The organism is Streptomyces solitudinis, assembly GCF_036323765.1.
GTDB lineage: Bacteria > Actinomycetota > Actinomycetes > Streptomycetales > Streptomycetaceae > Streptomyces.
On sequence record NZ_JAZDCW010000002.1, the window covers coordinates 620500 to 636529 of the forward strand.

14 protein-coding genes and 2 pseudogenes are annotated in these 16030 nt (G+C 74.0%); 8 read left to right on the forward strand and 8 right to left on the reverse strand.

Going from position 1 to position 16030, the window contains the following annotated elements; genetic code table 11:
- Positions 1 to 152: 152 nt before the first annotated feature.
- Positions 153 to 1370: a threonine ammonia-lyase gene (gene ilvA / locus V1J52_RS06445; RefSeq protein WP_330138616.1), complete on the reverse strand. Its 1218-nt coding sequence runs from the start codon at positions 1368 to 1370 to the stop codon at positions 153 to 155.
- 314 nt (positions 1371 to 1684) lie between these two features.
- Between ilvA and V1J52_RS06450 the strand changes: the two genes are divergently transcribed.
- Positions 1685 to 2206 (forward strand): MarR family winged helix-turn-helix transcriptional regulator, encoded by a 522-nt coding sequence (locus tag V1J52_RS06450; RefSeq protein WP_330138617.1) that lies wholly within the window; start codon positions 1685 to 1687, stop codon positions 2204 to 2206.
- A gap of 90 nt (positions 2207 to 2296) precedes the next feature.
- On the opposite strand, the gene V1J52_RS06455 is transcribed toward V1J52_RS06450, so the two are convergent.
- Positions 2297 to 3439 (reverse strand): cystathionine gamma-synthase, encoded by a 1143-nt coding sequence (locus V1J52_RS06455; RefSeq protein WP_330138618.1) that lies wholly within the window; start codon positions 3437 to 3439, stop codon positions 2297 to 2299.
- A 32-nt stretch (positions 3440 to 3471) separates the two neighbouring features.
- Between V1J52_RS06455 and V1J52_RS06460 the strand changes: the two genes are divergently transcribed.
- From V1J52_RS06460 to V1J52_RS06480, 5 genes and pseudogenes are all read left to right on the forward strand, one after another.
- Positions 3472 to 4668: a hypothetical protein gene (locus V1J52_RS06460; protein ID WP_330138619.1), complete on the forward strand. Its 1197-nt coding sequence runs from the start codon at positions 3472 to 3474 to the stop codon at positions 4666 to 4668.
- Between the two features lie 29 nt (positions 4669 to 4697).
- Positions 4698 to 5360: a peptide-methionine (S)-S-oxide reductase MsrA gene (msrA, locus tag V1J52_RS06465; RefSeq protein ID WP_330138620.1), complete on the forward strand. Its 663-nt coding sequence runs from the start codon at positions 4698 to 4700 to the stop codon at positions 5358 to 5360.
- A 152-nt stretch (positions 5361 to 5512) separates the two neighbouring features.
- Positions 5513 to 5718, forward strand: a pseudogene (locus V1J52_RS06470) (GntR family transcriptional regulator); the annotation flags it as partial.
- Positions 5718 to 6272: pseudogene (locus tag V1J52_RS06475) on the forward strand (YdcF family protein); the annotation flags it as partial. The pseudogenes V1J52_RS06470 and V1J52_RS06475, both read left to right, overlap by 1 nt.
- Before the next feature lie 64 nt (positions 6273 to 6336).
- The gene (locus V1J52_RS06480) at positions 6337 to 6675 is read left to right on the forward strand and encodes an FG-GAP repeat domain-containing protein (protein ID WP_330138621.1); all 339 of its coding nucleotides are present in this window, start codon (positions 6337 to 6339) and stop codon (positions 6673 to 6675) included.
- Between the two features lie 80 nt (positions 6676 to 6755).
- Here the strand turns inward: V1J52_RS06480 and V1J52_RS06485 are convergent, their stop codons facing one another.
- The 3 genes from V1J52_RS06485 to V1J52_RS06495 all read right to left on the reverse strand — a co-directional run bounded on the left by V1J52_RS06485 (position 6756) and on the right by V1J52_RS06495 (position 10886).
- Positions 6756 to 7811, reverse strand: coding sequence for a chitinase (locus V1J52_RS06485; RefSeq protein WP_330138622.1), 1056 nt, complete (start codon positions 7809 to 7811; stop codon positions 6756 to 6758).
- Positions 7812 to 8137: 326 nt separating this feature from the next.
- Positions 8138 to 9598, reverse strand: coding sequence for an MFS transporter (locus V1J52_RS06490; RefSeq protein ID WP_330138623.1), 1461 nt, complete (start codon positions 9596 to 9598; stop codon positions 8138 to 8140).
- A 175-nt stretch (positions 9599 to 9773) separates the two neighbouring features.
- A complete protein-coding gene (locus tag V1J52_RS06495) occupies positions 9774 to 10886 on the reverse strand; it encodes an SGNH/GDSL hydrolase family protein (protein ID WP_330138624.1) in 1113 nt (370 codons plus the stop codon).
- Between the two features lie 228 nt (positions 10887 to 11114).
- Here V1J52_RS06495 and V1J52_RS06500 point away from each other — a divergent pair, with 228 nt between their 5' ends.
- On the forward strand, positions 11115 to 11657 hold the full coding sequence (locus V1J52_RS06500; RefSeq protein ID WP_330138625.1) for a type 1 glutamine amidotransferase domain-containing protein: 543 nt from the start codon (positions 11115 to 11117) through the stop codon (positions 11655 to 11657).
- Positions 11658 to 11739: 82 nt separating this feature from the next.
- Here V1J52_RS06500 and V1J52_RS06505 read toward each other — a convergent pair whose 3' ends face one another.
- Complete coding sequence (locus tag V1J52_RS06505; protein WP_330138626.1) at positions 11740 to 13011, reverse strand: L,D-transpeptidase; 1272 nt, start codon at positions 13009 to 13011, stop codon at positions 11740 to 11742.
- Positions 13012 to 13242: 231 nt separating this feature from the next.
- Positions 13243 to 13650 (reverse strand): hypothetical protein, encoded by a 408-nt coding sequence (locus tag V1J52_RS06510; RefSeq protein ID WP_330138627.1) that lies wholly within the window; start codon positions 13648 to 13650, stop codon positions 13243 to 13245.
- A 117-nt stretch (positions 13651 to 13767) separates the two neighbouring features.
- On the opposite strand from V1J52_RS06510, the gene V1J52_RS06515 reads away from it, so the two are divergent.
- Positions 13768 to 14103 (forward strand): hypothetical protein, encoded by a 336-nt coding sequence (locus tag V1J52_RS06515; RefSeq protein WP_330138628.1) that lies wholly within the window; start codon positions 13768 to 13770, stop codon positions 14101 to 14103.
- A 120-nt stretch (positions 14104 to 14223) separates the two neighbouring features.
- On the opposite strand, the gene hutH is transcribed toward V1J52_RS06515, so the two are convergent.
- Entirely contained in the window at positions 14224 to 15777 is a 1554-nt protein-coding gene (gene hutH / locus V1J52_RS06520; RefSeq protein ID WP_330138629.1) for a histidine ammonia-lyase, read from the reverse strand.
- Between the last annotated feature and the right edge of the window lie 253 nt (positions 15778 to 16030).

The window sequence follows — 16030 nt, forward strand, 5'->3', positions numbered from 1 at the left end:
CTCCCAAGGTTTGGGGGGATATATACGGAATGTTACGTGCGCCGGAAATGTGAGGCATCTGGGGACGGAGGGGCGAGACGACGCAGTACGCGTACCGTAGTACAACGCGATGTATCGCGTCACTGCCGGGCCCGCGGCCCCGGGTTCCGCCGTCAGCCGCGCACCGTGTACCCCGCCGAACACAGGGCCGCCGTCACCTCGGCGCAGTGCTCGGGACCCTTCGTCTCCAGGTGCAGCTCCACCTCCGCTTCGGTGAGCCCGAGCCGGGAATCGGTCCGGACATGGCTGACGTCGAGGACGTTAGCGTCGGCCACTGACAACTCGGCCAGCAGCGCCGCGAGCGCCCCCGGACGGTCGGACAGCCGCAGCCGCAGCGACAGGTAGCGGCCCGCCGCCGCCATGCCGTGCCGCAGCGTGCGCTGCATCACGAGCGGGTCGACGTTGCCCCCCGACAGCACCGCCACCACCGGCCCGGCGAACGACTCCGGATCGGTGAGCAGCGCCGCCACCGGACTGGCCCCCGCGGGTTCCACCACGAGCTTCGCCCGCTCCAGGCACAGCAGCAGCGCGCTCGACAGCGCGTCCTCCGAAACCGTACGGACCTCGTCCACCAGAGCGCCAACGATTTTGAACGGGACGTCGCCGGGCCGCCCCACCTTGATGCCGTCGGCCATCGTGGAGACCGCGTCCAGCGACACCGGGTGTCCGGCCGCGAGCGAGGGCGGGTACGCCGCCGCGCCCTCCGCCTGCACGCCCACCACCCGCACGTCGGGCCGCAGGGCCTTGACCGCCAGCGCGATCCCGGCCACCAGCCCGCCGCCGCCCACACCGACGACGATCGTGCGCACCTCGGGGCACTGCTCCAGGATCTCCAGCCCCACGGTGCCCTGCCCGGCGACGATGTCCGGGTGGTCGAAGGGGTGGATGAACACGGCGCCGGTGCTCGCCGCGTACTCCTGGGCGGCGCTCAGCGCCTCGTCCACCACGTGCCCGTGCAGCCGCACGTCCGCGCCGTACTCGCGGGTGGCGGCCAGCTTGGGCAACGGGGCGCCCACCGGCATGAACACCGTCGAGCGCACCCCCAGCAGCGAGGCGGCGAGCGCGACGCCCTGCGCGTGGTTCCCGGCGCTCGCGGCGACCACGCCGCGCGCCCGCTCCTCGGCGGGCATGGCCGCGATCCGGGCGTACGCGCCGCGGATCTTGAACGAACCGGTACGTTGCAGGTTCTCGCACTTGAGATGGACCGGGGAGCCGACCAGACCGGTCAGGTGGCGGCTGCCCTCCATCGCCGTGACCCGGGCGACCCCGGAGAGCGCCTTGTGGGCGGCCCGTACGTCATCGACGGTGAGGGAACGGGGAACGTCATCCATGCGGCCATCCTCGCAGCGCCGCCCGGGGCCCTCGACCGGTGGCGCTGCGAGGTCGTTACCCGCAGCACCGGTACGGGACGCGCCCAACCCGCGTACCCTGTGGCCACCCTCACCGCAACCGCACGCCCAAACACTCCGAGCAACACACAAAACGGCCCGCACCCACGCGAACCACCCCCACGGCGGCACCACGCGCACCGCACCGAGCAGCACGCGCACCGCGCCGGCCGCCGTACCCGAATCCGCCGTACCGATCCCCCGCCGTACCGATGCACGTCGTAAGCCGAACGTCCACAGAAGCGAGCACCCCGGCCATGCCCACGCAACCGGACATGACGACACCCTCCGTACCCCGCCCCGCCGGTGAGACACCCCCCGCAGAACCGGCGTTCGAGACACTGCAACACCAGGTAGCCGTCTTCGCGCGGCGCGCCGAGCAGACCCGCCTCGGCGGCGTCGGACAGGCGCGCAACTCCATGGACCGCGCCGCCTACCTGCTCCTCAACCGCCTCGACCAGGACGGCCCCACCGGCGTGAAGGCGCTGGCGTCCGGCATGGGCATCGACTCCTCCACCGTCACCCGCCAGGTCGCCCCCCTGGTGGACTCGGGCCTGGTCAACCGCACGTCCCACCCGGAGGACGGCCGCGCCGTCGTGCTGGAGCTGTCCGCGCGCGGCGCCGCCCGGCTGGAGCAGGTGCGGGCGTCCCGCCGGGCGCTGATGGCGCTGCTGACCGAGGACTGGACGGCCGAGGAGCGCGACGCCTTCTGCGCCCTGCTGACCCGGTTCAACGACGCGCTGTCGGAACTGCACTCCCCCGGCGTCCCCGCGTCCTGAGCGCCCGGCCCCGTCCTTCGGCGCCCGTCCTCCGACGGGGCCCCGCACCGCCGCGCCCGGAAGGCCGCGCGGCGGTGCGCCGTGCGGGCGCTACCGCAGCGCCTGCGTCAGGTCGGCGACGAGGTCGTCCGCGGACTCGATGCCCACCGACAGCCGCACCAGGTCGCCCGGCACCTCCAGCAGCGAACCCGCGGCGGAGGCGTGCGTCATGCGTCCCGGATGCTCGATCAGCGACTCCACGCCGCCCAGCGACTCCCCCAGGGTGAACAGTTCGGTGCGGTCGCACACCTCCACCGCCGCCTCCTCACCACCGGCGACCCGGAAGGAGATCATCCCGCCGGACGCCCGCATCTGCTTGGCCGCCACCTCGTGCCCGGGGTGGCCCGGCAGCCCCGGGTACAGCACCTCCGTCACCTGCGGGTGCGCCTCCAGCATCTCCGCGACGCGCGCCGCGTTCGCGCAGTGCCGGTCCATGCGCACGGCCAGCGTCTTCACCCCGCGCATCACCAGCCACGCGTCGAACGGCCCGGCGATGGCGCCCATGGCGTTCTGGTGGAAGGCCAGTTCCTCGCCCAGCCCCGCGTCCGCGGTGACCAGCGCGCCGCCCACGACGTCGGAGTGGCCGCCCATGTACTTCGTCGTCGAGTGCACCACCACGTCCGCGCCCAGCGCCAGCGGCTGCTGGAGGTAGGGGCTGGCGAACGTGTTGTCCACCACCAGCCGCGCCCCGGCCCCGCGGGCGACGTCCGCGGCCTGCGCGATGTCGGTGACGCCCAGCAGCGGGTTGCTCGGCGTCTCGACCCAGATGACCTTCGTCCGGTCGGTGAGCGCCGCGCGCAGCGCGTCGGGGTCCGAGGTGTCGGCCACCGACCAGCGCACCTGCCAGCGCTCGGCCACCTTGGCGAACAGCCGGAAGGTGCCGCCGTAGGCGTCGTTCGGGATGATGACGTGGTCGCCCGGGGTGAGGACGGCGCGCAGCAGGCAGTCCTCCGCCGCGAGGCCCGACGCGAACGCCAGCCCCCGCGCGCCGCCCTCCAGCGCGGCGAGGTTCTCCTCCAGCGCGGTGCGCGTCGGATTCGCCGAGCGGCTGTACTCGTAGCCGCCGCGCAGCCCGCCCACCCCGTCCTGCTTGTAGGTGGACACCTGGTAGATCGGGGGCACGACCGCGCCGGTCGCGGCGTCCGGCTCCTGCCCCGCGTGGATGGCAAGCGTCTCGAAGTGCTGGTGGCTCATACGCCGAGCCTAAACGGCCGTACCGTGGAGCCATGGAGTTCGTGGTGTTCCTCTTGCTCGTCGGCGGCGTCGTCGGCTTCTTCGTCCTGCCGGCCGTGCGGCGGCGCAAGGCCGCCAAGGAGGCGATGGGCGGAATGACCCGGTCGAACGACCCCGGCGCGTACGGCTTCGTCCCCGCGGACGAACTCGACGTGCGCCTGCCGGGTCCCGACCACGAGCTGGTGGACGCCCTCACCGAGACCCAGCGGACCCAGGACTGGCAGCCGATGGCCCGCCTCCTGGCCCTGACCGACGACGACTGGGAGCTGCGCTGGCAGCGCGTCCAGTCCGCGGCGGGCGCGGCCGCGATGGAGCTGGCCCGGGCCCGCGCCGCCGAGGGCCCCCCGAAGGCACCGGCCGACCCGGCCGACCTCTCCACCGTCTCCTTCACCAAGAACGCCCCCAGCGAGGCCCGGCAGCAGGACGCCCGCTGGCTGCGCGACTGGCGCGCCCAGCAGCCAGGGGACCGCGGCGCCGCCCAGGTGTACGCCCAGTTCCTCGTCTGGCAGGCCCTCGCCGACCCCGGCTCCGCCGACCACCGCATCGTCCTGGAGGAGGCCCGCAACGCCGCCCGCGAGGCGGCGGCGCTCGCCGAGGCCGACCCGACGCCGTACATCACCGAACTCTTCGCCGCCCGCGCCCTCGGCGACCGCCGCGCCGACTTCCAGGCCCTGTGGGACGAGGTGGTCCGCCGCGCCCCGCACCACATGGGCGCCCACCTGGCCGCCCTGCCCTACTGGTCGCAGAAGTGGCACGGCTCCCGCGAGGACGCCTACGCCTTCGCCGAGGGCGCCGCCGCCCGCGCCCCCGAGGGCAGCCTGCTGCCCGCACTGCCGCTGTTCGCCGTCTACGACCACCTGCCCGACGCCAACCTGGTGCGCGGCATGTACCAGAGCCAGGTCGTCCGCGACGCCATCGAGGCGGCCGAGTACGCGGTGGACGGCGCCGACGACGACCACCCCGTCCGCGCCCACGTCCTGCACCTGCTCGTCTGCTTCCTCGTCCGCGCCGAGCGCTACGAGGAGGCCATGCAGGCCGTCCAGGCCGTGGACGGCTATGTCGGCGCCCTGCCGTGGGTCGAGTCGCCCGAACCGGCCGCCGCCTACGCTGCCTACCGCGCCCTGGCCGTCGCCGGCTACGAACGCCGCGACGGCGACGCGGCCACCGCGCCGCCGCCCCCCTCGCAATGACACCGCCGTCACCTTCCAGGAGCCCGACGATGTTCACCCACCGCAGGAACCCCCTCCCCTCCCCCGAGGACGCCCTCCGGGGCCGCGCCGAACCGGCCTACTCCGTCCCCGAACGCCACACCGTCCTCGGCACCCCGCTCCTCGGCCCCTACCCGGAGCACCTGGAGACCGCCGACTTCGGCCTCGGCTGCTTCTGGGGCGCCGAGCGGATCTTCTGGCAGCAGGACGGCGTCTGGACCACCCTCGTCGGCTACCAGGGCGGCCACACCCCGAACCCCAGCTACGAGGAGACCTGCTCCGGCATGACCGGCCACACCGAGGCCGTCCGCGTCGTCTTCGACCCGGCCAAGGTGAGCTACGGGCGCCTTCTGAAGCTGTTCTGGGAGTCCCACGACCCGACGCAGGGCTTCCGCCAGGGCAACGACGTCGGCACCCAGTACCGCTCGGCCGTCTACACCCACTCCACCGCCCAGCAGGAGGAGGCCGAAGCCTCCCGCGACGCCTACCAGCGCCTCCTGGCCGCCTCCGGCTACAGCGACATCACCACCGAGATCCTCCCCGCCGACGGCCGCCCGTTCTACCCCGCCGAGGGCTACCACCAGCAGTACCTGGACAAGAACCCCACCGGCTACTGCGGCATCGGCGGCACGGGCGTCTCCTGCCCCGTCGGCGTCGTCCGCGCGGAAGGCTGACCGGCACTCCCCGCACCCCTGACCGGCCCGCCCCGCGGGTACGGTCGGGCTGACGTCCGCCGTGTGCCGCCGTCCGCCCCGGCGGCACACGGCCGGGTCACGCCCCGGCCGGAGCCAAGACATGAGCGCAGGCCCGGCCGGGCGCCGTGGGCCGCCTGGCGTCCGGGCGGGCGTACCGACGGGACGAGCAGAAGCAGACGGTGACGCGCGAGCCCGGCTCGTCAAGGACGGCGACCAGCCCACGCACACGCTGACCAGCTACTACCTCCCCGCACACGTGGAAGGGACACGACTGGTCGACGCGACGCCGGGACCCGCCGGCCGGTGCGGGGGTTTCCGCGTCCTGTACGACGCAGGAGCCACGACCTGGGAGTCGCGGACACTGCCGTCGCGCTGTACCGGCGCGGGTTGGTGCCGCTCATCGTCTTCACCGGTGCCAACAGCCCGACCACCCGGGCGTCGATGCCGCGGGGCGAGGCCGTGCACTACCGGGAGCGGGCACTGGCGTCCGGGGTGCCGCAGGACGTCGTGCTGGTCGAGACGCGGGCGCGGAACACCGGGGAGAACATCGTCTTCTCGCGGCACGTGCTGCGCGAGGCGGACGTGCCGGTGGACTCGGTGCTCCTGGTGACCAAGCCGTACGAGGAACGGCGGGCCTACGCCACGGCCCGGAGGCTGTGGCCCGGCGTGGAGTTCGTCTGCGCGTCCACACCGATGAGCTTCACCGAGTACCTCGACACCATCAAGGACACCGAACGGGTCCTCAGCATGCTCGTCGGCGCCTTGCAACGGCTCCTGGTATACCCCCGCAAGGGATTCATGATCGGCATGCCCGTACCCGACGACGTCCGCACCGCCTACGGACGGCTCCGGGCCGCCGGGTACACCAGCCGGCTCGTCACCGACAACTGACGCACTCACCGCACGGCACGACGAAACCCCGTCCCGGCTGATGCTGAGGTGGCCTTCGGGCGGGATGGGTGACGTGAACGGCGACGCCCGTCCCGACCTGTACGCCCGTGAGGCGTCCACGGGCAGGCTGTGGTTCTGCCCGGGCACCTCCGCCGGCCGGGTCGGTGCGCGGAAGCTGATCGCTTCGGGCGGCTGGAACGCCAGGTCGGATCTCATGTCGGTCGGCGACTTCTCCGGTGACGGGCGTCCTGACCTGGCCACGGTGACCGACGAGTGGTACGTGATCGGGGGCGGCGCGGGGCACTGGGGCTGGCTGGTCACCTGCCGGGGCCGGGGCGACGGCTCGCTGGCGGCGGGTCAGCGGACCGACGGCGAGTGGTGGGGCCTCAACGGCTTCGTCTAGACGCCCGGCCGCTCACCGGCGCTCCCGCCGGTCAGGCGCCGGGAGGGGAACGCCGGACCGGGCGGTGGCGCCGGGGCTGTTCAGCGGCGCTGGAGGGCCTTGGCGTTGTCGCCGAAGGTCCAGCCCCGGGAGCCGTCCCAGTTCACGGACCACGTCATCAGGCCCTTCAGCGCGCCGTCGTAGGCGTTCCACGCCCGGGCGACGAGGTTCGGCGCCATGTGCCCGCCGCCCGCGCCGGGCTGGGCGGGCAGGCCCGGGACCTGCTGGGCGTAGGGGACGGTGATCGTGGTGCCCTGGATCACGAGTCCGTCGTTCAGGCAGTCCGTCTGCGCCGTGAACCCGCGGACGGTGCCGGCCGGGTAGGAGTCGCCGGAGCAGCCGTACATGCTGCCGTTGTAGTACTGCATGTTCAGCCACCACAGGCGGCCGTTGTCCGCGTACTTCTTGATGACGGGGAGGTACGCGCCCCAGATGGAGCCGTAGACCACGCTGCCGCCGGTGACGTAGGCGGTCTCGGGGGCCATCGTGAGCCCGAAGTCCGACGGCATCCGGGCGAGGACGCCGTCGATGATGTGGATCAGGTTGGCCTGCGAGGGCGACAGCCGCCTGATGTCGCCGCTGCCGACGAGGCCTGTCTCGATGTCGATGTCGATGCCGTCGAAGTTGTACGTCTTCAGGATCGGCACGATCGTCTCGACGAAGCGGTCGGCGACGGCACGGGAGCTGAGGTCGATGCCTGCGGTGGCGCCGCCGATGGACATCAGGATCGTCTGGCCCGCCGCCTTGGCCTCGCACATCTCGGCGGGGCTCGGGACCCGCACCGTGCGGTCCATGCCGTCCTCCCACAGGACGGTGCCGTCGGAGCGGATCACCGGGAAGGCGGCGTTGAGCACGTTGTAGCCGTGCTGGCGGATGCGGCTGTCGGTGATGGGTGTCCAGCCGAAGGGCGGGTGGACGCCGTTGGCCGCGCCGTCCCAGTTCTCCCAGTAGCCCTGGAGCACCTTGCCCTGGGGTTTCGGCTTGACCGCGCAGGTGGCGTCCTGGGGCGCGGCGTGGGCCGCCGAGGCGCCGAGTGCCTGTGTGACGCACGCCAGCGCGAGGCTGGCGCCCAGCAGGCGTAACTTCCGGCCGATCATGCTGTGCTCCCTTCGGACGGGCCGCACCACGGGCGCGGGGCACGCGGCGGCGCGGCCTCGTGGGGGGGCGGAGGCGCCGGGCGGCTCGCCGGTGCGGCTCGGGGACGTGGTGCGCTGGGGACGTGGTCGCGGAAGGGCGCGGTGTCCGGACGGCTCGCCGGGGCGACCGGTGGCGTGGCCGCACGGGCCCGCTCGCGCCGCGCCGCATCCGTCCTCCCGGCCCCTGGGTGGCCGGGAGGGCAGGTGTGACGCAGCTCACCGTAGAAAGGTCCAGACCTTCCGTCAAGAGGTCTGAACCAATGCCCCGCTCCGGGGCCCGGCCGCGGTCACCCGGTCGTGCTGCCGGGGGCGGGGCGCCGGGCGGAGGGGAGGGCGAGCCGAATGAGGAGCGCGTTGGCGGCCAGCACCACCGCCCCAGCCTGGAAGGCGAAGCCGTAGCCGGAGGCGAGGGCCTCGGCGCTCTCCCCGCCCGCCGTGCGGGCGGCCGCCAGGGTGGAGAGCGCGGCGAGGCCGACGGAACCGCCCATGACGCGGGCGGTGTTGACCAGCCCGGAGACGATGCCCGCGTCCGCCGCCGGGGCGCCGGAGGTGGCGATCGCGGCCAGCGGGGTGGCCGCCAGACCCGCGCCCAGCATCATCGTGAGGCCCGGCCCGAGGACCGTCCCCAGGTAGGTGCCGTCGGCGTCCATGGCGCTCTGCCACAGGTAGCCGCCCGCCGAGACCAGCGCACCGGCCACCGCGAGGTTCCGCGCGCCCGCCCAGGCCATCAGGCGCGGCGCGAGCTTGGAGGCGAGGACGATCGTCAGGGAGAGCGGTATGAAGCCGAGCCCGGCCTCGATGGGCGCGAAGTCGAGCACGTTCTGCATGTAGAGGGACAGGAAGTACCAGGAGCAGAACATCGCCGCGCCGGAGGCGAACATGGCGGTGTTGGCCGCCCACACCGACGGCAGGCGCAGGAGCCGCAGCGGCATGAGCGGCGCCCGGGTCCTGGCCTCGACCGCCACGAAGGCCGCCAGCAGGACGAGTCCGGCGCCGAGCGGGACCAGCGCGGCGGCGGACGTCCAGCCGGCGGACTCCGTCTGCACGATCCCGTAGGCGAGCGAGGCGAGCCCGGCGGTGACGAGCACCGCCCCGGGCACGTCCAGGCGCCGCCGTTCCTCCGCGCGGCTCTCCACCAGCCAGACGGAGGCGGCGGCGAGCACCAGCACGCCGATCGGCACGTTGACCAGCAGGACCCAGCGCCAGGACAGCAGGTCGGTGAGGACGCCGCCGATGAGGGCGCCCGCCGCGCCGCCGCCCGCGCCCACGGCCATCCAGGTGCCGATGGCCCGGTTGCGTGCCGGGCCCTCCGCGACGGTGACCGTGAGCAGGGTCAGCGTGGAGGGGGACAGGACGGCAGCGCCCACGCCCTGCGCCGCGCGGGCGACCAGCAGCTGCCAGGACTCCTGGGCGAGGCCGCCCGCGAGGCTGGCCGCCGTGAACAGGCCGAGGCCGGTCAGGAAGGTGCGCTTGCGGCCGAGGAGGTCACCGGCCCGGCCGCCGAGCAGCATGAAACCGGCGAAGGTGATGGTGTAGGCGTTGACGACCCACTGGAGGCCGGACGGGCTCATGCCCAGGTCCTCGCGCATGGCGGGCAGCGCGACGTTGACGACGGAGACGTCGAGGACGACGAGGAACTGGCCCGCGCACGCGGCCACCACGACGGCCCACAGCGGCGGGTTCCGCCGCCGGGGCGGGCCTGCGTGGGGTATCCGTACGTCAGCGGGTGTCTCGGCCATGCCCGTCATGCTAGGCCGCGTCGCGTGGCTCCCGCCCCGGACGCGTCGCGTGGCACACGCCCGGACCGCGTCGTGTGGCGCACGCCGGGGCAGTGCCCCCGTCCGGCCCCGCCCCCCGGCCCGCTCGCGCGCCTCCGTCCGCGCCTCGTCCGCGCCCCCGTCCGGGGCCGTGCCGCGGCGGGTGTCAGGAGGCCGCGTGTGCGGCGAGGGCGGTGGAGACGGCAGCGGTGATGGCGGCGGCGTAGCGGCTGACGCCGGGTGAGGGGCGGGGGCAGGGCCGCGGGGTGTCCGCGGCCGGCGCGAGGCAGAAGTGCAGGGGGTCGTCCGCGCGGTGCAGCGTGGCACGGCCGTCCTCACAGTGGCCGTCGGCGCGTTCCTCCTGGTTGCAGGGCAGGTGCCGGGTCCACGTGTAGCGGGCGCCGGGACGGCTGACGGCACGGCCCGCGTCGGCGAGCAGGTCGCCGGTGCGCGGGGCGAGGGTCTGGTAGATGCCGTTGACGCGGCGGACCCGGTCCGGCGCTGTGGCGTCGGGCCCCTGGAGCACCCACATGACCGCCGGGGCCGCGAGTCCGGCGCGGCGCGCGGCGGAGGCGATCTGGCCGGTCAGCGCCTCGGTGTCGGCGGTGTAGCGGGCGTAGTAGGCGGGCGTTCCGGCCTCGACGCCGTCCGCGCAGGGCGTGCGGCCCGCGGGGCGGCCCCAGAACTGGAGCACGACGACGGTCGGGCGGAAGGAGCGCACCAGGGCCGCCGCCTTGTGCCGCTCGGGGACGGGCGACCGCGCGCCGCGGTCCTCCAGGTAGTCGCACGGGAGGGTGCCCGGGTAGGGCTCGCCCCGGTACGCCGTGCCGTCCAGGTGCCGGACGCGGCGGCCCACCTCGTCCCGCGTCTCCACGGCGAGCGAATCGCCCAGGTACAGGACGCGGGCGGGGCGCCGGTCGCGGGCGGCGGGTTCCGCGCTGCCGGCGTCCCGCACCGGACGGGCGTCCTTGGGGGCCGGGGAGCCGTCGGCCTCCTTGACCTGCTCCGCGAGGGGCTCCTGCCGGGGCGGCTCCGGCTCGGGCCGGGGGCGCTCGCCGCGCGCCACGGCCGGGCCGTCCGCCCGGGCGCCGTCCGTTTCCGCTTCACCCGCCCCGGCGCCGTCCGTCCCGGCGTCACCCGCCTCCGCGCCGTCCGTCCCGGCGCCGTCCGTTCTCGCGTCCGCCGTGGCGCCGGGCAGCGGGAGCGTCCCGTCCGGTATCCAGCCGTACCCGACGGCCACCGTCGCCCCCACCAGCAGTACGCACAGCCATGCCCTCATCCGGTGCTTCCGCATCCGCCCCTCCCCAGGTGCCCGGCGCCTCCCCAAGCGATCCGGACCGTCCACCCAAGCACATCCCGCGCACGGGCGGTACCGGTCGGTGAACCGGCCGCCCACCGGGTCCGGACGGCCGCCCGGCATTCCCCTGAAACCGGGGCATAGCCCCAGGCCGGACGGGCACCCGTGCACTGTTCCCCTGCCAGCGAAGATCGGAAGGACGTGAAGGACGTGCGTGTGGCGTTTCTTGTCGCACAGGAAGGGATCGAGCAGGTCGAGCTGACCGAGCCGTGGAAGGCCGTCGCCGACGCGGGCGGCACCCCGCAGCTCCTGGCGCCCGAGGGCGGCGAGGTGCAGGCGTACAACCACCTGGAGGCGGCCGACACCTTCCCGGTCGACCAGGAGGTCGGCCGGGCGACCGTCGAGGACTACGACGGCCTGGTGCTGCCGGGCGGTGTGGCCAACCCGGACGCGCTGCGGATGGACGAGCAGGCGGTGTCGTTCATCAACCGCTTCGTCGAGGGCGGGAAGCCGGTGGCGGTGATCTGCCACGGGCCGTGGTCGCTGATCGAGGCCGACGTGGTGCGGGGCCGCCGGATCACGTCGTGGCCGAGTCTGCGCACCGACCTGCGCAACGCGGGTGCGGAGTGGGTGGACGAGCAGGTGGTCCGCTGCGAGGGCGGCCCGAACGTGCTCATCAGCAGCCGCAAGCCGGACGACCTGGAGGCGTTCTGCGAGGCGTTCCTGCGGGAGTTCCAGAAGGTCGCGGCCTGAGGGCCGCGCTCCCCCACGGCGAGGCCCCCGGGACCGGACAGCCGGTCACCGGGGGCCTCGCCGTGGGTGCGGCGTGCGGACGTCAGAGGGCCGATCCGGCCTTCCACTCGTCCCAGGGCATGTTCCAGCCGTTGAGGCCGTTGTCCGGGGCGATCTCCCGGTCCGGGGAGTTCTTCACGATCACGACGTCGCCGATCAGCGAGTTGTCGTAGAACCAGTAGCCGTCGGTGCTCTTGTCGTCGGCGCCCTGCACGTCCCTGAGGCCCACGCAGCCGTGGCTGGTGTTGCCGGAGCCGAAGGGGGCGCCCCAGTAGTTGCCGTGGATGAAGGTGCCGGAGGTGGACAGGCGCATGGCGTGCGGCACGTCGGGGATGTCGTACTCGCCCTCGCCGTCGTCGTCGGTGAAGCCGACCGTGGCGCCGTTCATCCGGGTCTCCTTGTGCTTCTCGGAGATCACCATCTGACCGTTGTAGGTCGGGGTCTCCTCGGCACCGGCGGAGATCGGGAAGGTCTTGACCGTCTCACCGTCGCGGACGACCTTCATCTCGTGCGCCTCGGCGTCGACCGTGCTGATCTGGGAGCGGCCGATGGTGAAGCTGAAGCTCTTGTCCTGCACACCGGTGACGCCGTTGGACGCCTCGACGCCGTCGAGGCCGAGCTTGACGTCCACGCGGGCTCCGGACTTCCAGTAGTCCCGCGGGCGGAAGTCGAGCCGCTTGTCGCCGAACCAGTGCCCGACGACCTCCTGGCCGCTGGTGGTGTTGACCTCGATCGCGGCCTGCACCTCGCGCTTGTTCTCCACCGGCTTGTCGAAGTTCAGCGAGACGGGCATGCCCACGCCGACCGTCGTGCCGTCCTCGGGCGTGAAGTACCCGATGAAGCTGCTCTCGGGGGAGACGGTGGTGAACGTGGAGTTCTCGGTGGTCTTGAGCCCCGCGCCGTCCTCGGCGGCGGCCACGACGCGGTACTCGGTGGCCCGCTCCAACTGGCCGCTGGGCTTCCAGGAGGTCCTGTCGGCGGATATCTCGCCCTCGACGGCCGTGCCGCTCGCGGTGGCCGTCATGGTGACCTCGGTCAGCTTGCCGCCCTGGACGCTGACGGCGGTGTCGCTGTTGATGCCCGTGTTCTCCGCGCCGTTCTCCGGCGTGATGGATATCTTCGCGGCGGAGGCCGCGGCCTTCTCGGCCCCCGGGGCTGCGGAGGACGAGGCACTGGGTTCGCTCTTTCCCGGTCCTTCGCCGCCACCGTCGTCCTCGCCGCTGCACGCACCGAGCACGAGGGAACCACTGAGAACCGCAGCCGCCACCGCGAATCCCCTGCGGTGCTTGCTGGCCGTTTTCACACGCATCTCCATCGCTCCGAGCCCTCGACTCCCCAGGTGACGCCGGGTGACGGGCACGCCCGCAAATCCGGGCAATGACGTCACCTCCGCACGTACGAGAACGCAAGGGAGCTGAGGCGCGTTCCACCCTGAAGGAAACTGTGGGGCACGACACGCCGTGCGGTCCAGTGGCCCCGGGCTTCGGTACGAGCCTGATACGAAACGCGCGTTGCCGTAAGGGGACCGCGCGGGGTACGGGCCGGGTCAGCGCACGGGGGTGACGGCCGCGCCGCCGCTTTCACCGTCGCCGCTGTCGCCACCGCTGTCGCCACCGCTGTCGTCGCCGTCGCCCGCGGCGTCGGCGGTGAACGCGTCGAGCTGCCACAGGTCCGACTCGGGGTCGTAGTCCGCCCGCTCGCTGCTCCAGGACGCCTGCGCCAGCTCCACCCCCGGCAGCGCGCTCACCATGTCGATGGGGTCCACCAGGTAGGCGATGGCCTCGGCGGTGTCGGCGCGCACGGCGGCCGTGGCGTCGCGGCGCTCCTCGTCGGGCATGAACTCGTCCGCCGCGACGTGCTCGGCCGCCGCCCGCCCGAGGCCGTCGGGGTCGGCGACCTCCAGGACCAGTTCCACCTGGAGACGGACGTAGTGCGGAGTGGCGTGTGCGCTCATGCGACGGAGCGTAAGCGCCGGGTGGGTCCGGGGTTCCCCGCGACCCGCCGCCGTGGCTACCATCTCCTACCGCACGGGCGTTCCGCCGGTGCGGCAGGGACGAGAAAGGGGCCGCGCGTGGCCGCGCACCGCCGACCGCTGGTCACCTCCGCCGTCGCGGGCGGACTGCTCTGCGCGCTGTGGTTCGTCCCCTCCGCCAACGCCACCGACGAGGCGGAGCGCGCCCCTTCGCCGCCCGCCCCCGCCCCCGTGGCGGCAGCGGGCCCCGGGCACTCCGCGCACTCCCCGGCGGACCCGGCGGCGGTGACCGCGCGGGCGGACGGCTCCGGCCCGCTCCTGGCGGACACCGGCGGCTTCGACACCGTGCCCTACCTCACCGGGGGCGTGGCCTTCCTCGTGGCGGGCACGGGCCTGGTGGCCCGCTCGGTGCGGCGCTCCCGCCCCACCGCCTGACCCCGCCGGAACGGCCCGGCCCGACGGCCCCGGCCCCGGCCCGACGGCCGTCCGGGGCCCGCGCCGCCCGAAGCCCGCGCCGTCGGCCCCGCCCGCGGTCGGCGCGGGCGGGGCCGCGGCTCAGGCCAGCGGACCGGTGACGGCCTCGGCCGCCGTGACGAGGCCGCCGCCCCGGACGAACTCCTCGGCCGCCGCGATGTCCGGCGCCAGGAACCGGTCGGGCCCCGGGCCGCCGACCCCGGCCGCGCGGGCGGCGGCCACCACGGCGCGGCTCGCGGGCGCCGGGGCGGGCCCGTCGGCCGCGCGCAGCTCCAGCGCCCGGGTGGCGGCGTACAGCTCGATGGCGACGACCCGCGTCAGGTTGTCCACCGCCGTGCGCAGTTTGCGCGCGGCCGACCAGCCCATCGAGACGTGGTCCTCCTGCATCGCGGAGGACGGGATCGAGTCGGCCGACGCCGGGACGGCCAGCCGCTTCAGCTCGCTGACGAGGGCCGCCTGCGTGTACTGGGCGATCATCAGCCCGGAGTCGACCCCGGCGTCCTCGGCCAGGAAGGGCGGCAGGCCGTGCGAGCGGTTGCGGTCGAGCAGCCGGTCGGTGCGGCGCTCGGCGATGGAGGCCAGGTCGGCGGCGGCGATCGCCAGGAAGTCCAGCACGTACGCGACCGGGGCGCCGTGGAAGTTGCCGTTGGACTCCACCCGGCCGTCCGCCAGCACCACCGGGTTGTCCACGGCCGCCGCGAGCTCCCGGTCCGCGACGAGGCGGGCGTGCGCGAGGGTGTCCCGTCCGGCCCCGGCCACCTGCGGTGCGCAGCGCACCGAGTAGGCGTCCTGCACCCGGGGGGCGTCGTCCAGGTGGTGGCCGGTCAGCCCCGAGCCGTCCAGCACCTTGAGCATGTTGGCCGCGCTGGCGGCCTGCCCCGGGTGCGGCCGGACGGCGTGCAGGTCGGGGGCCAGGACGCGGTCGGTGCCGAGCAGCGCCTCCAGGGTGAGGGCCGCGGTGATGTCGGCGCTGGTGAACAGCCGGGCGAGATCGGCCGAGGCCATCACCAGCATGCCGAGCATGCCGTCGGTGCCGTTGAGCAGCGCGAGTCCCTCCTTCTCGCGCAGCTCGACGGGGGCGATGCCGTGTTCCGCCAGCAGTTCCCCGGCGGGCCGCACCCGCCCGTCGGGGCCCTCGGCGTCCCCCTCGCCGAGCAGGGTGAGCGCGCAGTGCGAGAGCGGGGCGAGGTCTCCGGAGCAGCCCAGGGAGCCGTACTCGTGGACGACGGGGGTGATGCCCGCGTTGAGCACGTCGGCCATCGTCCGCAGCACCTCGGGACGCACGCCGGTGTGCCCGGAGGCGACGGTCTTCAGCCGCAGGAACATCAGCGCCCGCACGACCTCCCGCTCCACGCGCGGACCGCTGCCGGCGGCGTGCGAGCGGACGATGTTGCGCTGGAGCCGGGCGCGCAGCTCCGGGCTGATGTGACGGACGGCGAGGGCCCCGAAGCCGGTGGAGACGCCGTAGACCGGTTCGGGTCGCGCGGCCAGGTCGTCGATGAAGCGGCGGGCCTCCCCCGCCCGCGTCAGCGCCTCGGCCGACAGCTCCACCCGGGCGCCGTCCCGGGCGACGGCGAGGACGTCCTGCGCGGTGACGTGCGAGGGGCCGACCACGACGGTGCTCTGCATATCCATATTCACGCACCCTAAAGACTGAATCTCCACCTGTCACGACCGCCCGCCCCGCCACCGTGCGCCGAGCGCACCACCCCCCACTTCCGGCCAGCCGGAGCCCCTGGTGCCGCCGCCACGGAGGGTGGCGGGGGCCGAAAACGGACCCCCTCCCCCTGTGATGCAGATCACACGCTCTGCCCCAGGCGCTGGCCGAATGCACCTGATGCACCTTTTTACCTGACAGATACGCCTTGTTGGTATTTCTGCTTTTCGC

Excerpts from the sequence above, each read along its gene's own strand:
- ilvA (WP_330138616.1), bottom strand. The coding sequence starts at position 1,370 with ATGGATGACGTTCCCCGTTCCCTCACCGTCGATGACGTACGGGCCGCC.
- V1J52_RS06450 (WP_330138617.1), top strand. The coding sequence starts at position 1,685 with ATGCCCACGCAACCGGACATGACGACACCCTCCGTACCCCGCCCCGCC.
- V1J52_RS06455 (WP_330138618.1), bottom strand. The coding sequence starts at position 3,439 with ATGAGCCACCAGCACTTCGAGACGCTTGCCATCCACGCGGGGCAGGAG.
- V1J52_RS06460 (WP_330138619.1), top strand. The coding sequence starts at position 3,472 with ATGGAGTTCGTGGTGTTCCTCTTGCTCGTCGGCGGCGTCGTCGGCTTC.
- msrA (WP_330138620.1), top strand. The coding sequence starts at position 4,698 with ATGTTCACCCACCGCAGGAACCCCCTCCCCTCCCCCGAGGACGCCCTC.
- V1J52_RS06480 (WP_330138621.1), top strand. The coding sequence starts at position 6,337 with ATGGGTGACGTGAACGGCGACGCCCGTCCCGACCTGTACGCCCGTGAG.
- V1J52_RS06485 (WP_330138622.1), bottom strand. The coding sequence starts at position 7,811 with ATGATCGGCCGGAAGTTACGCCTGCTGGGCGCCAGCCTCGCGCTGGCG.
- V1J52_RS06490 (WP_330138623.1), bottom strand. The coding sequence starts at position 9,598 with ATGACGGGCATGGCCGAGACACCCGCTGACGTACGGATACCCCACGCA.
- V1J52_RS06495 (WP_330138624.1), bottom strand. The coding sequence starts at position 10,886 with ATGAGGGCATGGCTGTGCGTACTGCTGGTGGGGGCGACGGTGGCCGTC.
- V1J52_RS06505 (WP_330138626.1), bottom strand. The coding sequence starts at position 13,011 with ATGGAGATGCGTGTGAAAACGGCCAGCAAGCACCGCAGGGGATTCGCG.
- V1J52_RS06510 (WP_330138627.1), bottom strand. The coding sequence starts at position 13,650 with ATGAGCGCACACGCCACTCCGCACTACGTCCGTCTCCAGGTGGAACTG.
- hutH (WP_330138629.1), bottom strand. The coding sequence starts at position 15,777 with ATGGATATGCAGAGCACCGTCGTGGTCGGCCCCTCGCACGTCACCGCG.